Source organism: Variovorax sp. OV329 (assembly GCF_900114785.1).
Lineage (GTDB): Bacteria > Pseudomonadota > Gammaproteobacteria > Burkholderiales > Burkholderiaceae_C > Variovorax.
In genome coordinates this window covers 364149-380602 of record NZ_FOUG01000003.1, presented here as the reverse complement: position 1 = coordinate 380602, position 16454 = coordinate 364149, and the positions used below count along the sequence as shown (strand labels likewise).

General features: G+C 66.9%; 17 protein-coding genes and 1 tRNA gene. 12 read left to right on the top strand and 6 right to left on the bottom strand.

What is annotated here, in order from left to right:
• Positions 1–9: 9 nt before the first annotated feature.
• Entirely contained in the window at positions 10–1080 is a 1071-nt protein-coding gene (locus BM345_RS06950; protein ID WP_093377048.1) for an NAD/NADP-dependent octopine/nopaline dehydrogenase family protein, read from the bottom strand.
• Positions 1081–1253: 173 nt separating this feature from the next.
• Here BM345_RS06950 and BM345_RS06945 point away from each other — a divergent pair, with 173 nt between their 5' ends.
• The 5 genes from BM345_RS06945 to BM345_RS06925 all read left to right on the top strand — a co-directional run bounded on the left by BM345_RS06945 (position 1254) and on the right by BM345_RS06925 (position 6144).
• Complete coding sequence (locus BM345_RS06945; protein ID WP_093377046.1) at positions 1254–1862, top strand: helix-turn-helix domain-containing protein; 609 nt, start codon at positions 1254–1256, stop codon at positions 1860–1862.
• A gap of 115 nt (positions 1863–1977) precedes the next feature.
• Positions 1978–3180 carry a glycine C-acetyltransferase gene (kbl, locus tag BM345_RS06940; protein ID WP_093377044.1) on the top strand — a complete coding sequence of 401 codons (1203 nt, stop codon included), beginning with the start codon at positions 1978–1980 and terminating at the stop codon, positions 3178–3180.
• The gene (locus BM345_RS06935) at positions 3177–4133 is read left to right on the top strand and encodes an NAD-dependent epimerase/dehydratase family protein (RefSeq protein WP_093377042.1); all 957 of its coding nucleotides are present in this window, start codon (positions 3177–3179) and stop codon (positions 4131–4133) included. Before kbl ends, BM345_RS06935 begins: the two co-directional genes overlap by 4 nt.
• 139 nt (positions 4134–4272) lie before the next feature.
• Positions 4273–5172 (top strand): amidohydrolase family protein, encoded by a 900-nt coding sequence (locus BM345_RS06930; RefSeq protein WP_093377040.1) that lies wholly within the window; start codon positions 4273–4275, stop codon positions 5170–5172.
• A 63-nt stretch (positions 5173–5235) separates the two neighbouring features.
• Entirely contained in the window at positions 5236–6144 is a 909-nt protein-coding gene (locus tag BM345_RS06925) for a LysR substrate-binding domain-containing protein (protein WP_093377037.1), read from the top strand.
• 36 nt (positions 6145–6180) lie between these two features.
• Here the strand turns inward: BM345_RS06925 and BM345_RS06920 are convergent, their stop codons facing one another.
• The 3 genes from BM345_RS06920 to BM345_RS06910 all read right to left on the bottom strand — a co-directional run bounded on the left by BM345_RS06920 (position 6181) and on the right by BM345_RS06910 (position 8787).
• Complete coding sequence (locus tag BM345_RS06920) at positions 6181–7173, bottom strand: Bug family tripartite tricarboxylate transporter substrate binding protein (RefSeq protein WP_093377035.1); 993 nt, start codon at positions 7171–7173, stop codon at positions 6181–6183.
• 24 nt (positions 7174–7197) lie between these two features.
• On the bottom strand, positions 7198–8232 hold the full coding sequence (locus tag BM345_RS06915) for a porin (RefSeq protein ID WP_093377032.1): 1035 nt from the start codon (positions 8230–8232) through the stop codon (positions 7198–7200).
• A gap of 252 nt (positions 8233–8484) precedes the next feature.
• On the bottom strand, positions 8485–8787 hold the full coding sequence (locus BM345_RS06910; protein ID WP_093377030.1) for a DUF4124 domain-containing protein: 303 nt from the start codon (positions 8785–8787) through the stop codon (positions 8485–8487).
• 291 nt (positions 8788–9078) lie between these two features.
• On the opposite strand from BM345_RS06910, the gene BM345_RS06905 reads away from it, so the two are divergent.
• From BM345_RS06905 to BM345_RS06875, 7 genes are all read left to right on the top strand, one after another.
• A tRNA-Lys gene (locus BM345_RS06905) sits at positions 9079–9154 on the top strand.
• A gap of 391 nt (positions 9155–9545) precedes the next feature.
• Entirely contained in the window at positions 9546–11279 is a 1734-nt protein-coding gene (pilB, locus tag BM345_RS06900; RefSeq protein ID WP_093377027.1) for a type IV-A pilus assembly ATPase PilB, read from the top strand.
• Positions 11280–11302: 23 nt separating this feature from the next.
• The gene (locus BM345_RS06895) at positions 11303–12532 is read left to right on the top strand and encodes a type II secretion system F family protein (protein ID WP_093377025.1); all 1230 of its coding nucleotides are present in this window, start codon (positions 11303–11305) and stop codon (positions 12530–12532) included.
• A complete protein-coding gene (locus BM345_RS06890; protein WP_093377022.1) occupies positions 12532–13497 on the top strand; it encodes a prepilin peptidase in 966 nt (321 codons plus the stop codon). The genes BM345_RS06895 and BM345_RS06890 overlap by 1 nt, the downstream gene beginning before the upstream one ends.
• Before the next feature lie 13 nt (positions 13498–13510).
• On the top strand, positions 13511–14113 hold the full coding sequence (coaE, locus tag BM345_RS06885) for a dephospho-CoA kinase (protein WP_093377020.1): 603 nt from the start codon (positions 13511–13513) through the stop codon (positions 14111–14113).
• A 51-nt stretch (positions 14114–14164) separates the two neighbouring features.
• The gene (zapD, locus tag BM345_RS06880) at positions 14165–14920 is read left to right on the top strand and encodes a cell division protein ZapD (protein ID WP_093377017.1); all 756 of its coding nucleotides are present in this window, start codon (positions 14165–14167) and stop codon (positions 14918–14920) included.
• A 1-nt stretch (position 14921) separates the two neighbouring features.
• Positions 14922–15140 (top strand): DNA gyrase inhibitor YacG, encoded by a 219-nt coding sequence (locus BM345_RS06875; RefSeq protein WP_254789619.1) that lies wholly within the window; start codon positions 14922–14924, stop codon positions 15138–15140.
• A 16-nt stretch (positions 15141–15156) separates the two neighbouring features.
• Here BM345_RS06875 and mutT read toward each other — a convergent pair whose 3' ends face one another.
• Both mutT and BM345_RS06865 read right to left on the bottom strand, forming a co-directional pair.
• Positions 15157–15573, bottom strand: coding sequence for an 8-oxo-dGTP diphosphatase MutT (mutT, locus tag BM345_RS06870; protein WP_093377012.1), 417 nt, complete (start codon positions 15571–15573; stop codon positions 15157–15159).
• Positions 15570–16445, bottom strand: a complete 876-nt coding sequence (locus tag BM345_RS06865; protein ID WP_093377009.1) for an ATP-binding protein — start codon at positions 16443–16445, stop codon at positions 15570–15572. The genes mutT and BM345_RS06865 overlap by 4 nt, the downstream gene beginning before the upstream one ends.
• Positions 16446–16454: the final 9 nt, after the last annotated feature.

Below are 16454 nucleotides of genomic sequence, written 5' to 3'. Positions count from 1 at the left end.
AAATGTTCTTCAGTTGCCGTTGCGCGCGGTCTGCTGCAGTTGCGCCAGGCCCATGGCCTTGAAGCCGAGGGCCCGCAGCAGGTCGTTCTCGTGAGCGAAGTCGCGGCCGTAGGCAGCGGAGAACAGCGCCACGCCGGCCTCGTGCAAGGGCACCGGCACGCCACAAAGGCGGGCCAGCTCCACCGTGGCCACCAGGCCGAAGGGCACGTCCTCCAGCACGTAGCGGCTGTCGGCGCTCCGGGGTCCGAAGGCCGTGTTGCCCTGCTCGAACATCTGCCGGTTCATCTCGAACACGCCGCCGGGCGGCACATGGAATGACTGCGAGAAATGCTCGCGCACCGTCTTCACGGACACGCCGCAGGCCCGCGCGATGGCCAGCCGCTCGGCATCCAGCGCTTCGATGAGGCGGCCCACCGCGGGCGTGACGTTCTCGCTCTGGCTCCAGGTCTCGCCGCGCTCCATGCGCGTGAGGTTCATCATCGCGATGGCCAGGTGGTTCTGCGGGTTCAGGTTGCTCAGCGCGATGGCCAGCAGGCCCTCGCGTGCCACGAAGCGATCGCCGAAGAGCCGCGTGCAAAGGGCCAGCGCTTCGCCGACGCTGGCCGCAGGTACGGCCGCCAGGTCGATGCGGCCACGCACCGAGACCACCTTGACCTCGGTCGAGGACGGTTGCGATCCGGTGACCAGCGTGGTGCCCCAGGCGATGACGGGCGCGCGCACGCCGCGCTCTTCCAGCAGCCGCTCGAGGTAGAGGGCGCCGAAGGACATGTGCGAGCTGATGATGACCGGCTGCCCGGCCCGGATGTGCGGCGCGGCCGCTTCCAGCGTGGCGCGGTGGGCGTAACCGGGAAGCGCCAGCAGCACCATCTCCGCGTTGCAGACCGCGTCATGGCAGCTTTCCGCCACCCCGACCTCGAATTGGCCATGGATGGCGCCGCTGGCCACCAGCCGCGCCCCTTGCGCAAAACGAGCCGTGCGGTCGCCCGATGGCGACCAGATCAGCGGCTCATGCCCTTTTTCCGCGAGAAACGCGGCTGTGCCGAAGCCTACGGCCCCGGCACCCAAGATACCCACGCGCATTGCGCTTACTCCCTGTCGATTTTTCTGTTTAACCTTTGTTCACCATATCGAACGCGTGTTCGATATACTGAACAGCGGCCATTGTAGGGTTGCACCTGCCTGCGCGGCAATGGCGTGTTACGACTCGAACGCGTGCGCGCACTGAGGCCACCAGCCACGAGAAGGAATCCACAATGAACAAAGCTGCATCGCCCGACTCCGCCGCCGGCGGCCCCCCGCCCGTGGGCGCACTGCTCCAGATGCGGCGCCAGGCCCTGAAGGTGTCGCTGGACGAACTCTCAAGGCGGGCGGGGGTGTCCAAGTCCATGCTCTCGCAAATCGAGCGCAAGAACGCCAATCCGACGGTGGCCGTGCTGTGGCGGCTGTCCAATGCGCTGGGCGTGAGCCTGGCCGACTTTCTCTCGGTGTCGCCGCCCGAGGCGGCGGTGGACGTAGCCGTCACGCCATCGCACGGCACGCCGGTGATCAAGAGCCCGGATGGCAAGTGCGAGCTGCGCATCCTGGGAACCATCGAGCTGGCCGGCAAGGTGGAGTGGTACGAACTCAGCTTCCAGCCCGGGGGCGTGCTGGCTTCCGATGCGCACGAGCGCGGCGCGCGCGAGCACCTGTCAGTGGTCTCCGGAAGCCTGGTCGTGCAGTCGGGCGAGAGCGAGAAGAAAGTGCGGCACGGCGAGACAGCGCGCTACGCCGTGGACGTGCAGCACGCGATCCGCAACCCCGCCAAGACCGCCGCCGTGGCCCTGCTGGTGGTCGAATACCTCAGCCAATCCCCCAGGTTCTGAGGAGGCCGACGGGCCAGCTCGCACTTGCGTGCGCCCGGTCCGTTCGTTATAGTGAACATGTTGTTCGTTATACAGAACAACGATCCACATACATAACAACCAACGCTCAGGGACCATGCATTCAACAGAAGACTTCTACACGTCCATCCGGCAGGAACTCGAGGCCATTCGCGCTGCGGGCCTCTTCAAGTCGGAACGGATCATCACCTCCATCCAGGGCAGCAGCGTCGTCACCGACGACGGGCGCTCGGCCATCAACCTCTGCGCGAACAACTACCTGGGGCTGTCCTCGCATCCCGAGGTGGTTGCCGCGGCGCAGGCGACGCTGGCATCTCGCGGCTACGGGATGAGCTCGGTGCGCTTCATCTGCGGCACGCAGGACCTGCACAAGCAGCTGGAAAAGCGCCTCTCTTCCTTCCTGGGCACGCAGGACACCATCCTCTACGGCTCGGCCTTCGACGCCAACGGCGGCCTGTTCGAAACCCTGCTGGGAGAGCAGGACGCGGTGATCAGCGACGAGCTGAACCACGCCTCGATCATCGACGGCATCCGCCTGTGCAAGGCCAGCCGCTATCGCTACCGGAACAATGACATCGACGACCTGCGCCAGCAGCTTCGCCAGGCCTGCGCCGATGGCGCGCGCTTCAAGCTGGTGTTCACCGACGGCGTGTTCTCCATGGACGGCACCATTGCGCGGCTGGACCAGGTCCGGGCCGTCTGCGACGAGTTCGGCGCGCTGCTGGGCGTGGACGACAGCCACGCCACCGGCTTCCTGGGCGCGCGGGGGCGCGGTACGCACGAGTACCGCGGCGTGTTCGGCAAGATCGACATCATCACCGGCACGCTGGGCAAGGCACTGGGCGGCGCATCGGGCGGCTTCACCAGTGGGCGGGCCGAGGCGATCGCACTGCTGCGCCAGCGTTCGCGGCCCTACCTGTTCTCCAACACGGTGGCGCCGGCCATCGTGGGCGGCACGCTGCGCGTGCTGGACATCCTCGAAGCCAGCACCGAGCTGCGCGACCGGCTGGAGGCCAACGCCGACTACTTCCGCCAGGGGCTGGACCGCCTGGGCTTCGACGTCAAGCCGGGGCACCATCCGATCATCCCCGTGATGATCTACGACGCGCCCAAAGCGCAGAAGCTGTCGGCCCGCCTGCTGGAACTGGGCGTGTACGTCATCGGCTTCTCCTACCCGGTGGTGCCCAAGGGGCTGGCGCGCATCCGCGTGCAACTGGGCGCGCAGCACACGCGCGAACAGCTCGATGCGGCGTTGGCCGCCTTCGCCCAGGCGGGCAAGGAAGTCGGGGTGCTGGCATGAACGCGGCGTCCCGGATCCTGGTGATCGGCGCCAATGGGCAACTGGGAACCGAGCTCACGCTTGCCCTCGCCCGGCGCCATGGCGAAGGCAGCGTGGTGAGCAGCGACAGGGTGCCCACCGGCCGCCACGCCGGCATCGCACACGAGATGCTCGACGTGACCGACATCGGCCAGCTCAAGTCCATCGTCGAGCGCCACCGGATCACGCAGATCTACCACCTGGCAGCGGCGCTGTCGGCCACGGGCGAAAGCGCACCGACCTGGGCCTGGAACCTGAACATGTCGGGCCTGCTGAACGTGCTGGAAGTCGCGCGCCAGTTCAAGCTCGACCGGGTCTTCTGGCCCAGCTCCATCGCAGCCTTCGGGCCCGGCACGCCTTTCGACCGCACCCCGCAGGCCACCGTCATGGACCCGCGGACGGTCTACGGCATCTCGAAGCTGGCCGGCGAAGGCTGGTGCCGCTGGTACCACGAGAACCACGGCGTGGACGTGCGCAGCATGCGCTACCCCGGCCTCATCTCGTACAAGACGGCGCCGGGAGGCGGCACGACCGACTACGCCATCGACATCTTCCACAGCGCACTCAAGGGCGAGGCCTATGCCTGCTTCCTGGACAGCGACGAGGCGCTGCCGATGATGTACATGGAGGACGCGGTGCGCGCCACCCTCGAGCTGATGGAGGCACCGCCCGAGCGCATCTCCGAGCGCGGCAGCTACAACGTGGCCGGCCTGAGCTTCACGCCCGCGCAGATCGCTGCAGAAATCCGCGCGCATGTGCCCGACTTCGAGATCCGCTACACGCCGGACTTCCGGCAGGGCATCGCGAGCCGTTGGCCCGCCTCCATCGACGACTCGGTGGCGCGGCGCGACTGGCAGTGGGCACCGCGCTATGGCCTGCCGGAGATCACGCAGGACATGCTGGGCAACCTCGCCCACCTGCAGGCCACGGCCTGAGCGAGCCCGACGATCCCGGCCGAGTCGGGGATCTGCCATGCCGGAACGCGCTAGCTGCTAGCTCGCGCTGGGGCTCGCGGGGCGAGGGGATTGCGCGCAAGATCCTCGCCCATGCACACATCGACTCCAGGGGCGCAGCATGCCCGCTGACACCGAAATCCAGACCATGGACCCGGGCTGGATCTGTTTCCACCCGAATCCCTCCAGGCCCGGCTTCAGGCCGCCGGCCGGTGCGGTGGACGCGCACTGCCATGTCTTCGGCCCGGCGGCGCAGTTTCCCTTTGCGCCGGAGCGAAAGTACACGCCCTGCGATGCATCGCAGGACCAGCTCTTCGCCCTGCGCGACCTGCTGGGCTTCGAGCGCAACGTGATCGTGCAAGCCACCTGCCACGGCAACGACAACCGTGCCCTCCTGCAGGCCATCGCCCATTCGGGCGGACGGGCGCGCGGCGTGGCCTCGGTGTCGGCCGATGTCAGCGACACGGAACTGCAGGCGCTGCACGAAGGCGGCGTGCGCGGCGTGCGCTTCAACTTCCTCAGGCGCCTGGCGGACTTCACGCCGCGCGAGGTGCTGATGCGAATTGCCCAGCGCATCGCGCCGATGGGCTGGCACGTGGTCGTCTACTTCGAGGCGCAGGACCTGCCCGAGCTGTGGGACTTCTTCACCAGCCTGCCCACCACTGTCGTGGTCGACCACATGGGCCGCCCCGATGTGAGCCAACCGGTGGACGGCCCGCAGTTCGAGCGCTTCGTGCAACTGCTGCGCGAGCACCCGAACATCTGGTCCAAGGTGAGCTGCCCGGAGCGGCTCTCGCTTTGCGGACCGCCCGCTTACGACGACGTGGTGCCCTTCGCGCGCCGGCTGGTCGAAAGCTTCCCGGACCGCGTGCTCTGGGGCACCGACTGGCCGCACCCCAACCTCAAGTCGCACATGCCCGACGACGGAGAGCTGGTCGACATGATCCCGCGCATCGCGCCCACGCCCGAACTGCAGCACAAGCTCCTGGTCGACAACCCGATGCGCCTGTATTGGGCCTGAGCCCGCCCGGGCTTGCGGCGCGCATCGAGCGGGCCCCGGCGGGCGGCGCCTAGACTAGCCGCCATGGACCTCAAGCAGCTAGAGTACTTCGTCCGCGTCGCCGAGCTGGGCAGCTTCACCCGCGCCTCCATCGTGATCGACGTGGCGCAGCCTGCGCTCAGCCGGCAGGTGCGCCAGCTGGAGGTGGAGCTGCGGCAGAACCTGCTCACGCGCAATGGCCGTGGCGTAACGCTCACCGAGGCCGGGAAGCTGCTGCTGGAGCACGGGCGCGGCATCCTGCACCAGGTCGAGCGCGCCAAGGAAGACCTGGGACGCCTGCGCGGCGCGCTGGCCGGCCAGGTGGCGGTGGGCATGCCGCCCAGCATTGCCAAGCGGCTGGCCGTACCGCTCACGCGGGCTTTCCGTCAGCAGCTTCCCGATGCGGGACTTTCGATCACCGAGGCGCTCTCCGGCGCAATGCACGAATCGGTGGTGGCGGGGCGCATCGACCTGGCGCTGATCTACAACCCCGCGCCTTCAGCGGAAATCGACAGCACGGTGATCCTGGAAGAGGAGCTGTTTCTCGTCGGGCCGGCGGGACGGGACAGTCAGTCGCCGCCCGAGGTGGACCTGCAAGACGTCGCCGTCCTGCCCCTGGTGATTCCCACCAGGGCCAATTCGATCCGCATGCTGGTGGAGGCCGAACTGGCCAACATCGGACGCCGGCCCGCCATTGCCATGGAGATCGACGGCGTGGCCGCCATCCTGGACCTGGTGGCCGAAGGCTTGGGCCACGCGGTGCTTTCATCCAATGCGGTGATGACGGCGCCGCGGCCGGAAGCCTTCTCGATGCGGCGCATCGTGAACCCGCCCTTGCGCAGCCGGCTCGCACTGGCGGTGAGTTCTCAACGGCCCGCCACGCTGACGCAGCAGGCCACCCACAAGCTGATCCAGGAAGTGGTCAGCCAGGCTTTTCCCGCCCCGGCGGGTTGACAGCCGCCCACCCGCATCCGGTCGGGACAGGCGAAATCACTGCTTCGGGATGCCGGCCTGGCGGATCACTTCCGACCAGCGCTGGATCTCGCCCTTGAGCAAGGCGGCCTGCTGCTCGGGCGTGCTGCCCTGGGCCTCGACGCCCAGCTTGCGCAACTGCTCCTTCACCTCGGGCGAGGCGAGGGCCGCATTCGCTTCCTTGTTGAGGCGTTCGATGACAGCCGCCGGGGTTTTGGCCGGCACCGCGAAGGCATTCCACGAGGCGACGTTGAAGCCGGGGGCGCCGCTTTCGGCCACCGTGGGCGTGTCGGGAAGCGCGAAGGAACGCTTGGCACCCATGGTGGCGATGGGCCGGATCGCCTTGCCGGCGATCTGGCCCAGGATGGGCGCCAGGATCTCCACGCCCGCATCGATCTGCCCGCCGCGCAGAGCGGTGATCATCGCCGGCGAGCCGTTGAAGGGCACCACCTGCGCGTCGATGCCCAGGCTGCGCTTGAGGAGCTCGGCCGCCAGGTGCTGCGTGCTGCCGACGTTGATGCTGCCGATGTTCACCTTGCCCGGGTTGGCCTTGGCATAGTCCAGGAACTCCTTCATCGTCTTGAAGCGCGACTCGGCCGCCGTGACGACGGCCATGTCGAAGTAGCCGAGGGTGGAGACGGGTGCCAGGTCCTTGACCGTGTCGAAAGGCAGCTTCTCGAACAGGCCCGCCGTCACGGCGGTGCCGTTGGACATCAGGAACACGGTGAGGCCGTCCGGCGGCGCCTTGGCCACGGCGTCGGCTGCCACGACGCCGCCGGCGCCGGGCTTGTTGTCCACGATGATGCTCTGCCCCATGGACTGGGACATCTTGTGCGCGACGGTGCGCACCGTGAGGTCGGCCACGCCGCCGGGGCCGAAGGGAACCACCACGCGGATGGGCTTGGTGGCGGAGGCCGAGGGCTGCGCAAGCGCCGGTCCGGCCGCGAGGGCCAGGGCGGCCAGCGCAGCCGCAGCCACGGGGCGGACGAATGCGGAAGCGAGTGAGTGCATGGAGATCTCCGGTTTGGATGGCGCTTAAAAGCGATGCCGCACGCCAAGGGCAACGCTCGACTGGCGGTCGAAGGATGTGAGCTTGTCCAGCAGGTAGACCGCATAGAGGTCGGTGCGCTTCGACAGGAAGTGGTCATAGCCCAGGCCCGTTGTCGTACGGCTGGTATCGGTACCCGCTGCATCTCGCTCGGTGCGCGCCACCGTGGCCATGATGCGGCCCGGACCCACAGGCACCGCGAAGCCGAGCTGGCCCGTGCGCGTCCTGGTACGGATGTCGGGCGTGTCGGTGTGGAAGTACTGGCCGAAGACCTTCACGAAGTCGAAGTCGTAGCTCAGGCCCGCCATCCGAGCGTCCTGCCTGGTGATGGTGGTGGTAAAGCCGGGGCCGTACTCGCCCTGCTGCGCGGAGACGACGGCGGCGAACGGGCCATTGTCGTAGTTCAGGGTCGCGTTGAGGTTGTGGACGCCGGCATCGTTCGCCACCTCGCCCAGGCCGTAAGTGGCCGAGGCGCGAAAGCCTGCGAAGGCCGGTGAGCTGTACTGCACCGCGTTGTTCCACACGCTGTCGCCCAGCACGGCGCGGTTGTAGTTGGCGCTCCAGATCTGCAGCATGACCGGGCTCAGGTTGGCCGAGACACCGAAGGGGTTGAAGGTGCCGGTGACGGTGAACATCGGGTTGGTCTGGCGCCCCAGGCTCAGTCGCCCGTAGCGCCCGCCCAGGCCCACGAAGGCATTGCGCGAGAAGAGCGGGTCGGCGGCAGTGCGGCCGCTGGTGCCGGTGTCCACCTGGAAGAAGCTCTCCAGGGTGAAAAAGGCGCTCAGTCCGCCACCCAGGTCCTCCGTGCCACGCACGCCCCAGTAGGAAGTGGTCATGCCGCCGCTGTTCAGGACCGTGGTGCGGCCTGGCGAGTCGCTTCGGCGCATCGAGCCGGCATATTCGTCGAGCACGCCATAGACGCTCACGCTGTCGCGCGAGGCGGCGGCGTTCTGGGCCAGGGCGGGAAGGGCAGCGGCAATGGCAAGGCCTGCGGCCAGGCAGGCACGGGCGCGCGGATTCATGGGTTTATCTCCTCGTTCGATTTGTCTGGAAGGCACGCCGCTGCTCGCGCAGCAGCGGCGGATCCGGACTATTCCCGCGAGGGCGGCTGGCCGCTACGCAGCCGGCGCACTTTTAGATATGTCGCAGCGGCATGGCCGCGGAGAAGCGCGAGGAAATTCGGAGGAGACTGGGGAGCCGAGGCGCCGGCCGCATCCGGGCCGGCAGGCATTCAAACAGCTGTATTGGCCGCGGCCACGATCGGCCGCTTCGCCTCACTTGCCCGGGCGGCTGCCGGCAGTGGATCGCGTTGCCTGGTCGGGAATGAAGTCGTATTGGGCGGACATGTCGCGCATGCGGACGTTGACCATCTGCGGGGCCGCAATGCGGTCGACCGCACCCGCATTGCTGCCGCTGCTGCCCTGCTGAACCGCGGCATCGGCGGTGGCGCACGGGCGGTCCGACAGGATGGTCTGTCCCTTGTCGTCCTTGCAGCGATGGATCTGCGCACTGGCGACAAAGCTTGCAGCCCCGAGGGCGAGGACGAGAGCGGCGCGGGAGATGCGTACGAAATGCATTGGCTTGACCTGTTTTTTCTTGCTGAGCCGGGTTGCATCCTAGGTTCGGCCCGCGGCACTCGGCGGAGAAAGAGTTCACACTTTGGAGACTATTTCGCGGATTGCTGCGGGCTCGCAACGCACCGCCGCATGCACAGGGCGAAAGATGAAAACCTTTGGTGTAGTCACCGGCGTCCGGGCCGGTCGAGACGGCAGCGCGCACGAAAACGCAGCATTCGCTGCCCCGCCCTGGATGGCGCCAATTGCTTGTGCTATAATTTTTGGATTGCCTGAAACCAGCAATGATTTCGGGGGCTCTTAGCTCAGTTGGTAGAGCAGCGGACTCTTAATCCGTAGGTCGAGTGTTCGAGTCACTCAGGGCCCACCAACAATACAGAAGGCCAGCTTTCCATCCGGACAGCTGGCCTTTTTCTTTGGCCGGCGGGGCATGGGGTGCAAATGCCCCGCCCCGGCTTTCCGGCCCGGCAAAGCTTTCTGATTAATCCATCCGGACTGCACTTGCGGACAAACGTGGCGCAGAGTCAACACCTGGGGGAATGGCCCTTCGGCGGCGGGTCCGTCCCGCCCCTTGTGCGCTATCCTTTTGAAAGCTCGGGCGCATTGACTGCCTCTGTGGGTCAAAGGTCTTCATTCTCCGGGACAGATTTGGCGTTGTAGTGCCAAATGTTGCGCGATCCGAGCAAGGCCGGCGGTTTACGCCCCGGAGTCGATCAGCGATGATCAAGAATCAATTAGTGACTCTTTTTACGATCCCTTGAATGGCTGCTGCTGCGGAACCCCTCGCTAAGGACAACGCGCCTGTCGCACTGCCGGGGTTGGCGCGTGCGCTCATTTCTGCAGGAAAGCTCCAGGCCAAGGTCGCCGAGGAGATCTACCAGAAGTCGCAGAGTTCACGCAGCAGCTTCATCGCAGAGCTGACGGGCTCGGGCGCCGTGTCGCCGGCCGACCTCGCCCACACCCTCTCGAGCGCCTTCGGCGCACCCCTGCTCGACCTCGACGCGGTCGATTCGCAGCGCCTGCCCAAGGACCTGCTCGACCCCAAGATGTGCCAGGCCTACCGCATCGTGGTCCTGAGCAAGCGCAACAACCGCCTGATCGTGGCCACGGCCGACCCGTCGGACCAGCAGGCGGTGGAGAAGATCAAGTTCGCCTCGCAGATGGGCGTGGACTGGGTCATCGCCGAGTACGACAAGCTGTCGCGCATGATCGAGGCGGCGGCGGTGAGCGCCTCCGAAACCATCGACAGCATCGTCGGTGTGGAGTTCGAGTTCGACGACTCCGCTGCCGAGACGCCCGAGAGCAACGAGCAGGCCAGCGCCGAGGTGGAAGACGCGCCGGTGGTGCGCTTCCTGCACAAGATGCTGCTGGACGCCTTCAGCATGCGGGCCTCGGACATCCACTTCGAGCCCTACGAGCACAACTACCGCGTGCGCTTCCGCGTCGACGGCGAACTGCGCGAAGTGGCCACCCCGCCGGTGGTCATCAAGGAAAAGCTGGCCTCGCGCATCAAGGTGATCTCGCGCCTGGACATTTCCGAGAAGCGCATCCCGCAGGACGGCCGGATGAAGCTCAAGATCGGCCCGGAGCGTGTGATCGACTTCCGCGTGAGCACCTTGCCGACGCTGTTCGGCGAGAAGATCGTGATCCGTATTCTCGACCCCAGCAGCGCCCGCCTGGGCATCGATGCGCTGGGCTACGACGCGACCGAAAAAGAGCGCCTGCTGTCCGCCATCGGCCGCCCCTATGGCATGGTGCTGGTCACCGGCCCGACCGGCTCGGGCAAGACGGTGTCCCTCTACACCTGCCTGAACCTGCTGAACAAGCCGGGCGTGAACATCGCCACGGCGGAAGACCCCTCGGAAATCAACCTGCCAGGGGTCAACCAGGTCAACGTGAACGAGCGGGCGGGCCTGACCTTCGCGGCGGCACTGCGCGCCTTCCTGCGCCAGGACCCGGACATCATCATGGTGGGTGAAATCCGCGACCTGGAAACCGCCGACATCTCCATCAAGGCCGCGCAGACCGGCCACCTGGTGCTTTCCACGCTGCACACCAACGACGCGCCCACCACGCTCACCCGCATGCGCAACATGGGCATCGCGCCCTTCAACATCGCGTCCAGCGTGATCCTGATCACCGCCCAGCGCCTGGCGCGCCGGCTGTGCATGGTTTGCCGCGAGGTGCACGACGTGCCGCGCGAAGCCCTTTTGGACGCCGGCTACAAGGCCAGCGATCTCAACGGCACCTGGAAGCCCTACCGCGCGGTCGGCTGCTCGGCCTGCAACGGTGGCTACAAGGGCCGGGTAGGCATCTACCAGGTGATGCCGATCACCGAGAAGATCCAGGAGATCATCCTGCGCGACGGCAGCGCGCTCGACATCGCCAAGCAGTCCGAGGCCGAAGGCGTGCGAACCCTGCGCCAATCGGGCCTGCAGAAAGTCATGCAGGGCCTGACATCACTTGAAGAAGTGGTGGCAGTCACCAACGAATAACACGGCGCACCGGAGAAGAATCCATGGCCACCGCAGCATCGTCCCGTCGACCCACTTCGCACCAGGAATACCTCTACGAATGGGAGGGCAAGGACCGCAACGGCAAGATCGTTCGCGGCGAGGTCCGAGCCTCCGGCGAGAACCAGGTCATGGCCTCGCTGCGCCGCCAGGGCGTGCTGACGACCAAGATCAAGAAGAAGAAGATGCGCTCGGGCAAGTCGATCAAGCCCAAGGACATCGCGATCTTCACCCGCCAGCTGGCCACCATGATGAAGGCCGGCGTGCCCCTGCTGCAGTCCTTCGACATCGTGGGCCGCGGCAATGCCAACCCGAGCGTCGGCAAGCTGCTCAACGACATCCGCGCGGACGTCGAGACCGGTACCTCGCTGTCGTCTGCCTTCCGCAAGTTCCCCAAGTACTTCGACAGCCTCTACTGCAACCTGGTGGAAGCGGGTGAAGCGGCCGGTATCCTGGAAGACCTGCTGGACCGCCTGGCCACCTACATGGAGAAGACCGAGGCGATCAAGTCCAAGATCAAGTCGGCCCTGATGTACCCCACCTCCGTGGTGGTGGTGGCCTTCGTGGTCGTGGCGATCATCATGATCTTCGTGATCCCTGCCTTCAAGCAGGTGTTCACCTCCTTCGGCGCCGACTTGCCCGCACCCACGCTCTTCGTGATGGGCATGAGCGAATTCTTCGTCTCCTACTGGTGGCTGATCTTCGGCGTCGTGGGCGGCGGCACCTACTTCTTCTTCCAGGCCTGGAAGCGCAACGAGCGCATGCAGCAGGTCATGGACCGGCTGATGCTGCGGGTGCCGATCTTCGGCGCCCTGATCGAGAAGTCCTGCATCGCACGCTGGACCCGCACACTGGCCACCATGTTCGCCGCCGGCGTGCCGCTGGTCGAAGCGCTGGATTCGGTGGGCGGTGCCTCGGGCAACTCTGTGTATGCGCTTGCTACCAGCAAGATCCAGCAGGAGGTGTCCACCGGCACCAGCCTGACCAGCGCGATGACCAACGCCAACCTCTTCCCCTCGATGGTGCTGCAGATGACGGCCATCGGCGAGGAGTCGGGCTCCATCGACCACATGCTGGGCAAGGCGGCCGACTTCTACGAGCAGGAAGTCGATGACATGGTGGCGGGCCTGTCCAGCCTGATGGAGCCGATCATCATCGTGTTCCTGGGCGTGATCATCGGCGGCATCGTGGTGTCGATGTACCTGCCCATCTTCAAGCTCGGCCAGGTCGTCTGATGTTCGTCTCGCAGGGGTTCGACGCCGCATTGGCCGGCGTCCTGGGCCTGCTCGTGGGCAGTTTCCTGAACGTGGTGGTCTACCGCACGCCGGTCATGATGTACCGGCAGTGGCTGGGCGACGCAGTGGGCAACCTGGCCAGGGTGGAAGGCATTCCCTCGCTGTGGAGCCTCGTGTTCGGTCCCAAGGCGAACACGCCGCCCGCCCTGGAAGCCGCGGCCGACGAGGCCGCCAGGACCCTCGACGCCCTGCCCCCCTTCAACCTGTCGCGCCCGGCATCGCGCTGCGGCCACTGCGGCGCGCCGGTGCGCTGGTACCAGAACGTGCCGGTGCTCAGCTACCTCTTCCTGCGTGGCCGCTGCGGCTCGTGCAAGACGCCGATCAGCCCGCGCTACCCGATCGTGGAACTGGTCACCGGCGCCTTCTTCGCGCTGTGCGCCTGGCGCTACGGCCTGTCGCCGGCGGGCGCGCTGTGGGCGGCCTTCGCGGCCCTGCTGATCTGCCAGTTCCTCATCGACCTGGACACGCAGTACCTGCCCGACTCGCTCAACTACATGCTGCTGTGGCTGGGCCTGATCGGCGCGGCGACCGGGCTGACTGGCGTTGCACTCAAGTCGGCGGTGTGGGGCGTGGTGTTCGGCTACCTGGCCCTGTGGCTGATCTATCACGCCTACCGCCTGGCCACGGGCAAGGAAGGCATGGGCTACGGGGACTTCAAGCTGCTGGCCGCCATGGGCGCCTGGCTGGGCGCCGACTACCTGATCGCCATCGTGCTGGTGTCCTCGGTGGTGGGCGCGGTGCTCGGCTCGATCCTGCTGGTGGCCGGCAAGCTCAAGCACAAGGACATTCCGATTTCCTTCGGCCCCTTCCTGGCCGGGGCCGGGCTCGTCTGCCTGGCGCTGGGGCCCGATACTGTGCGCCAATGGATCCCCTTCGCCTTCCCCCTGGGCGCGCTCGCGCCCTGAGCCTTTCTCCGTCATGCGACGCATCGGCCTGACCGGTGGCATCGGCAGCGGAAAGAGCACCGTGGCCGCCATGCTCGTGGGCCATGGCGCGAGCCTGATCGACACCGATGCCATCGCGCGCGCCCTGGCCGGCCCGGGTGGCGGTGCCATGCCGGCGATCGGCGCGGCCTTCGGTGAGCAGATGGTCGCGGCCGATGGCAGCCTCGACCGTGCGCAGATGCGCGCGGTGGTCTTCGGCGACCCGCAGGCCAAGCGCAAGCTGGAGTCCATCCTGCATCCGCTCATCGGCCAGGAGTGCGAGCGGCAGGCCGAGGCAGCCACCGGCGCGCTGGTCGTGTTCGACGTACCGCTGCTGGTCGAGTCCCGCCGCTGGCGCGCGATCGTCGACCGGGTGCTGGTGGTCGATGCAAGCGAAGAGATTCAATTGCAACGAGTCGTCGCCCGCTCCGCGTGGGAGCCCGACGCGGTGCGCGCCGTCATCGCCCAGCAGGCGGGCAGGCCATTGCGCCGGGGTGCTGCCGATGCGGTGATTTACAACGAGAATCTGAGCCTCGCGCAACTCGAAGACGAGGTGCGCCAACTGTGGCGGCTGTGGACCGGCAGCAGCAGCAATTGAACCAGCCGCCATTCGGGAAGCTATGATGACCTCGACTGGAAACGGAGCCGCGTGATCCTTTACGAGTACCCCTTCAACGAACGCATCCGGACCTACCTGCGTCTGGAGCATCTGTTCCGCCGCCTGGGCGAGCTGGTGCCGGCGGATTCGCCGCTGTCCCACCACTACGCGCTGGTCACCATCTTCGAGATCATGGACGTGTCTGCGCGCGCCGATCTCAAGTCCGACGTCATGCGCGACCTGGAGAAGCACAAGACCATCTTCGCCAGCTACCGCGGCAACCCGGCCATCTCGGAGTCGGTGCTGGAGCAGGTGATCGGGCAGCTCGAGCGCAACTTCAACACGCTCAACGCCATCCAGGGCAAGGCCGGCCAGGCGCTCACCGAGAGCGAATGGCTCATGAGCATCCGCAGCCGCGCCAACATCCCGGGTGGCACCTGCGAATTCGACCTGCCCGCCTACTACGCCTGGCAGCACCACCCCGCGGCCGCGCGCCGCGCCGACATCGAGCGCTGGGCCGCCACGCTAGCGCCCATGGCCGAGTCGGTGTACCTGCTGCTCAAGCTGCTGCGCGACGCCGACGTGCCTTACAAGGTGATTGCCACCAACGGCACCTATCAGCAGACGCTGCCGCAGGGACGCAGCTTCCAGCTGCTGCGTTTGCGCATCGATCCTTCTCTGGGCCTCATCCCCGAGATCAGCGGCAACCGGCTGATGGTCTCGGTGCGCCTGATGCGCCATGAAGCGGACGACCGGCTGCACCAGAGCACCGACGAAGCCGCATTCGAACTCACGCTCTGCGCCTGAGGTGGCCGTGACGACCGACGACAAGGGCTTTGCCGCGCGCATCGTGAAGTGCCCGGCCTGCGGGCAGGACAGCGTCTACGCGGCCAGCAACCCCTACCGGCCCTTCTGCAGCGCACGCTGCAAGGGCATCGACCTGGGCGCCTGGGCCAGCGAGGAATTCACGCTGCCCACCGAGGCACCGCCGGACGACGAGCCCTTCGGCGATCCGCGCGTCCAGTAAAAAAACGCGCTGCGGCTCAGGCCGCCAGGCCGCGTTCTTCCGCCAGCCATTGCAGCACCGGCATCGCGCCGGGCAGCACCGGCGTCACGTCCAGGGGCAGTTGCTGCCAGCGCATGGCCTGGCCTTCGCGCATCTCGAACTCGCCCTGCCACTCGCGCACCTTGCACCAGTGCAGGCGCACCAGCGCATGCGGGTAATCGTGCTCGGTGGTCCTCCAGACCTCGGCGTCGCCGATGCTGATGCCCAGCTCCTCGTGCAACTCGCGGCGCAGCGCTTCTTCCACCGTCTCGCCGGCCTCGATCTTGCCGCCCGGGAACTCCCAGTAGCCGGCGTAGGGCTTGCCTTCGGGGCGGGTGGACAACAGCAGCGCGTCGTCGGCGCGGATCAGGATGCCGACCGCGACCTCGGTGTGCTTGCGCGCCTGCTCGCTCATGCCGTCGCGCGCCCCGTGTAGTCGCGCGCGAACTGGTAGGCCACGCGGCCGCTGCGCGATCCGCGCTCCAGCGCCCACACCAGGGCCTCGGGCCGCGCCGCCTCGATGGCCTGCGCATTCGCGCCGAAATGCGACAGCCACTGCGCCACGATGGCCAGGTACTCGGCCTGGGTGAAGGGGTAGAAGCTCACCCACAGGCCGAAGCGCTCCGACAGGGAAATCTTCTCCTCGATCACCTCGCCCGGATGCACCTCGCCATCTTCCGTGTGGGTGTAGCTGAGGTTCTCCTTCATGTACTCGGGCAGCAGGTGCCGCCGGTTGCTGGTCGCGTAGATCAGCACGTTGGGCGTGGACGCCGCAATGGAGCCGTCCAGGATCGACTTGAGCGCCTTGTAGCCAGGCTCGCCCTCGTCGAAGCTCAGGTCGTCGCTGAAGACGATGAACTTCTCCGGCCGCTGCGAGACCACCTCGATGATGTCCGGCAGGTCCACCAGCTCGGCCTTGTCCACCTCGATCAGGCGCAGGCCTTGCGATGCGTAGGCGTGCAGGCAGGCGCGGATCAGCGAGGACTTGCCGGTGCCGCGCGCGCCCGTGAGCAGCACGTTGTTGGCCGGCTTGCCCTGCACGAACTGGCGGGTGTTGCGCTCGATCTTCTCCTTCTGCGGGTCGATCTCCCTGAGGTCGTCCAGCGCCATCGTCGCCACGTGACGCACCGGCTCCAGCGTGCCGTGGCCGGAGCTGCGGCGGCGGTAGCGCCAGGCGATGGAGGCATTCCAGTCGGCCGGCGCGGCCAAGGGCTGCGGCAGGATGGATTCGATGCGCGAGATGAGCTGCTCGGCGCGTTCGATCAGGTGTTCGAATTTCTCGTTCATCGCTCGTGG

Excerpts from the sequence above, each read along its gene's own strand:
- pilB (WP_093377027.1), top strand. The coding sequence starts at position 9,546 with ATGGCTGCTGCTGCGGAACCCCTCGCTAAGGACAACGCGCCTGTCGCA.
- BM345_RS06930 (WP_093377040.1), top strand. The coding sequence starts at position 4,273 with ATGCCCGCTGACACCGAAATCCAGACCATGGACCCGGGCTGGATCTGT.
- BM345_RS06935 (WP_093377042.1), top strand. The coding sequence starts at position 3,177 with ATGAACGCGGCGTCCCGGATCCTGGTGATCGGCGCCAATGGGCAACTG.
- BM345_RS06920 (WP_093377035.1), bottom strand. The coding sequence starts at position 7,173 with ATGCACTCACTCGCTTCCGCATTCGTCCGCCCCGTGGCTGCGGCTGCG.
- BM345_RS06895 (WP_093377025.1), top strand. The coding sequence starts at position 11,303 with ATGGCCACCGCAGCATCGTCCCGTCGACCCACTTCGCACCAGGAATAC.
- mutT (WP_093377012.1), bottom strand. The coding sequence starts at position 15,573 with ATGAGCGAGCAGGCGCGCAAGCACACCGAGGTCGCGGTCGGCATCCTG.
- BM345_RS06890 (WP_093377022.1), top strand. The coding sequence starts at position 12,532 with ATGTTCGTCTCGCAGGGGTTCGACGCCGCATTGGCCGGCGTCCTGGGC.
- BM345_RS06865 (WP_093377009.1), bottom strand. The coding sequence starts at position 16,445 with ATGAACGAGAAATTCGAACACCTGATCGAACGCGCCGAGCAGCTCATC.
- coaE (WP_093377020.1), top strand. The coding sequence starts at position 13,511 with ATGCGACGCATCGGCCTGACCGGTGGCATCGGCAGCGGAAAGAGCACC.
- BM345_RS06950 (WP_093377048.1), bottom strand. The coding sequence starts at position 1,080 with ATGCGCGTGGGTATCTTGGGTGCCGGGGCCGTAGGCTTCGGCACAGCC.
- BM345_RS06945 (WP_093377046.1), top strand. The coding sequence starts at position 1,254 with ATGAACAAAGCTGCATCGCCCGACTCCGCCGCCGGCGGCCCCCCGCCC.
- BM345_RS06925 (WP_093377037.1), top strand. The coding sequence starts at position 5,236 with ATGGACCTCAAGCAGCTAGAGTACTTCGTCCGCGTCGCCGAGCTGGGC.
- BM345_RS06915 (WP_093377032.1), bottom strand. The coding sequence starts at position 8,232 with ATGAATCCGCGCGCCCGTGCCTGCCTGGCCGCAGGCCTTGCCATTGCC.
- kbl (WP_093377044.1), top strand. The coding sequence starts at position 1,978 with ATGCATTCAACAGAAGACTTCTACACGTCCATCCGGCAGGAACTCGAG.
- BM345_RS06910 (WP_093377030.1), bottom strand. The coding sequence starts at position 8,787 with ATGCATTTCGTACGCATCTCCCGCGCCGCTCTCGTCCTCGCCCTCGGG.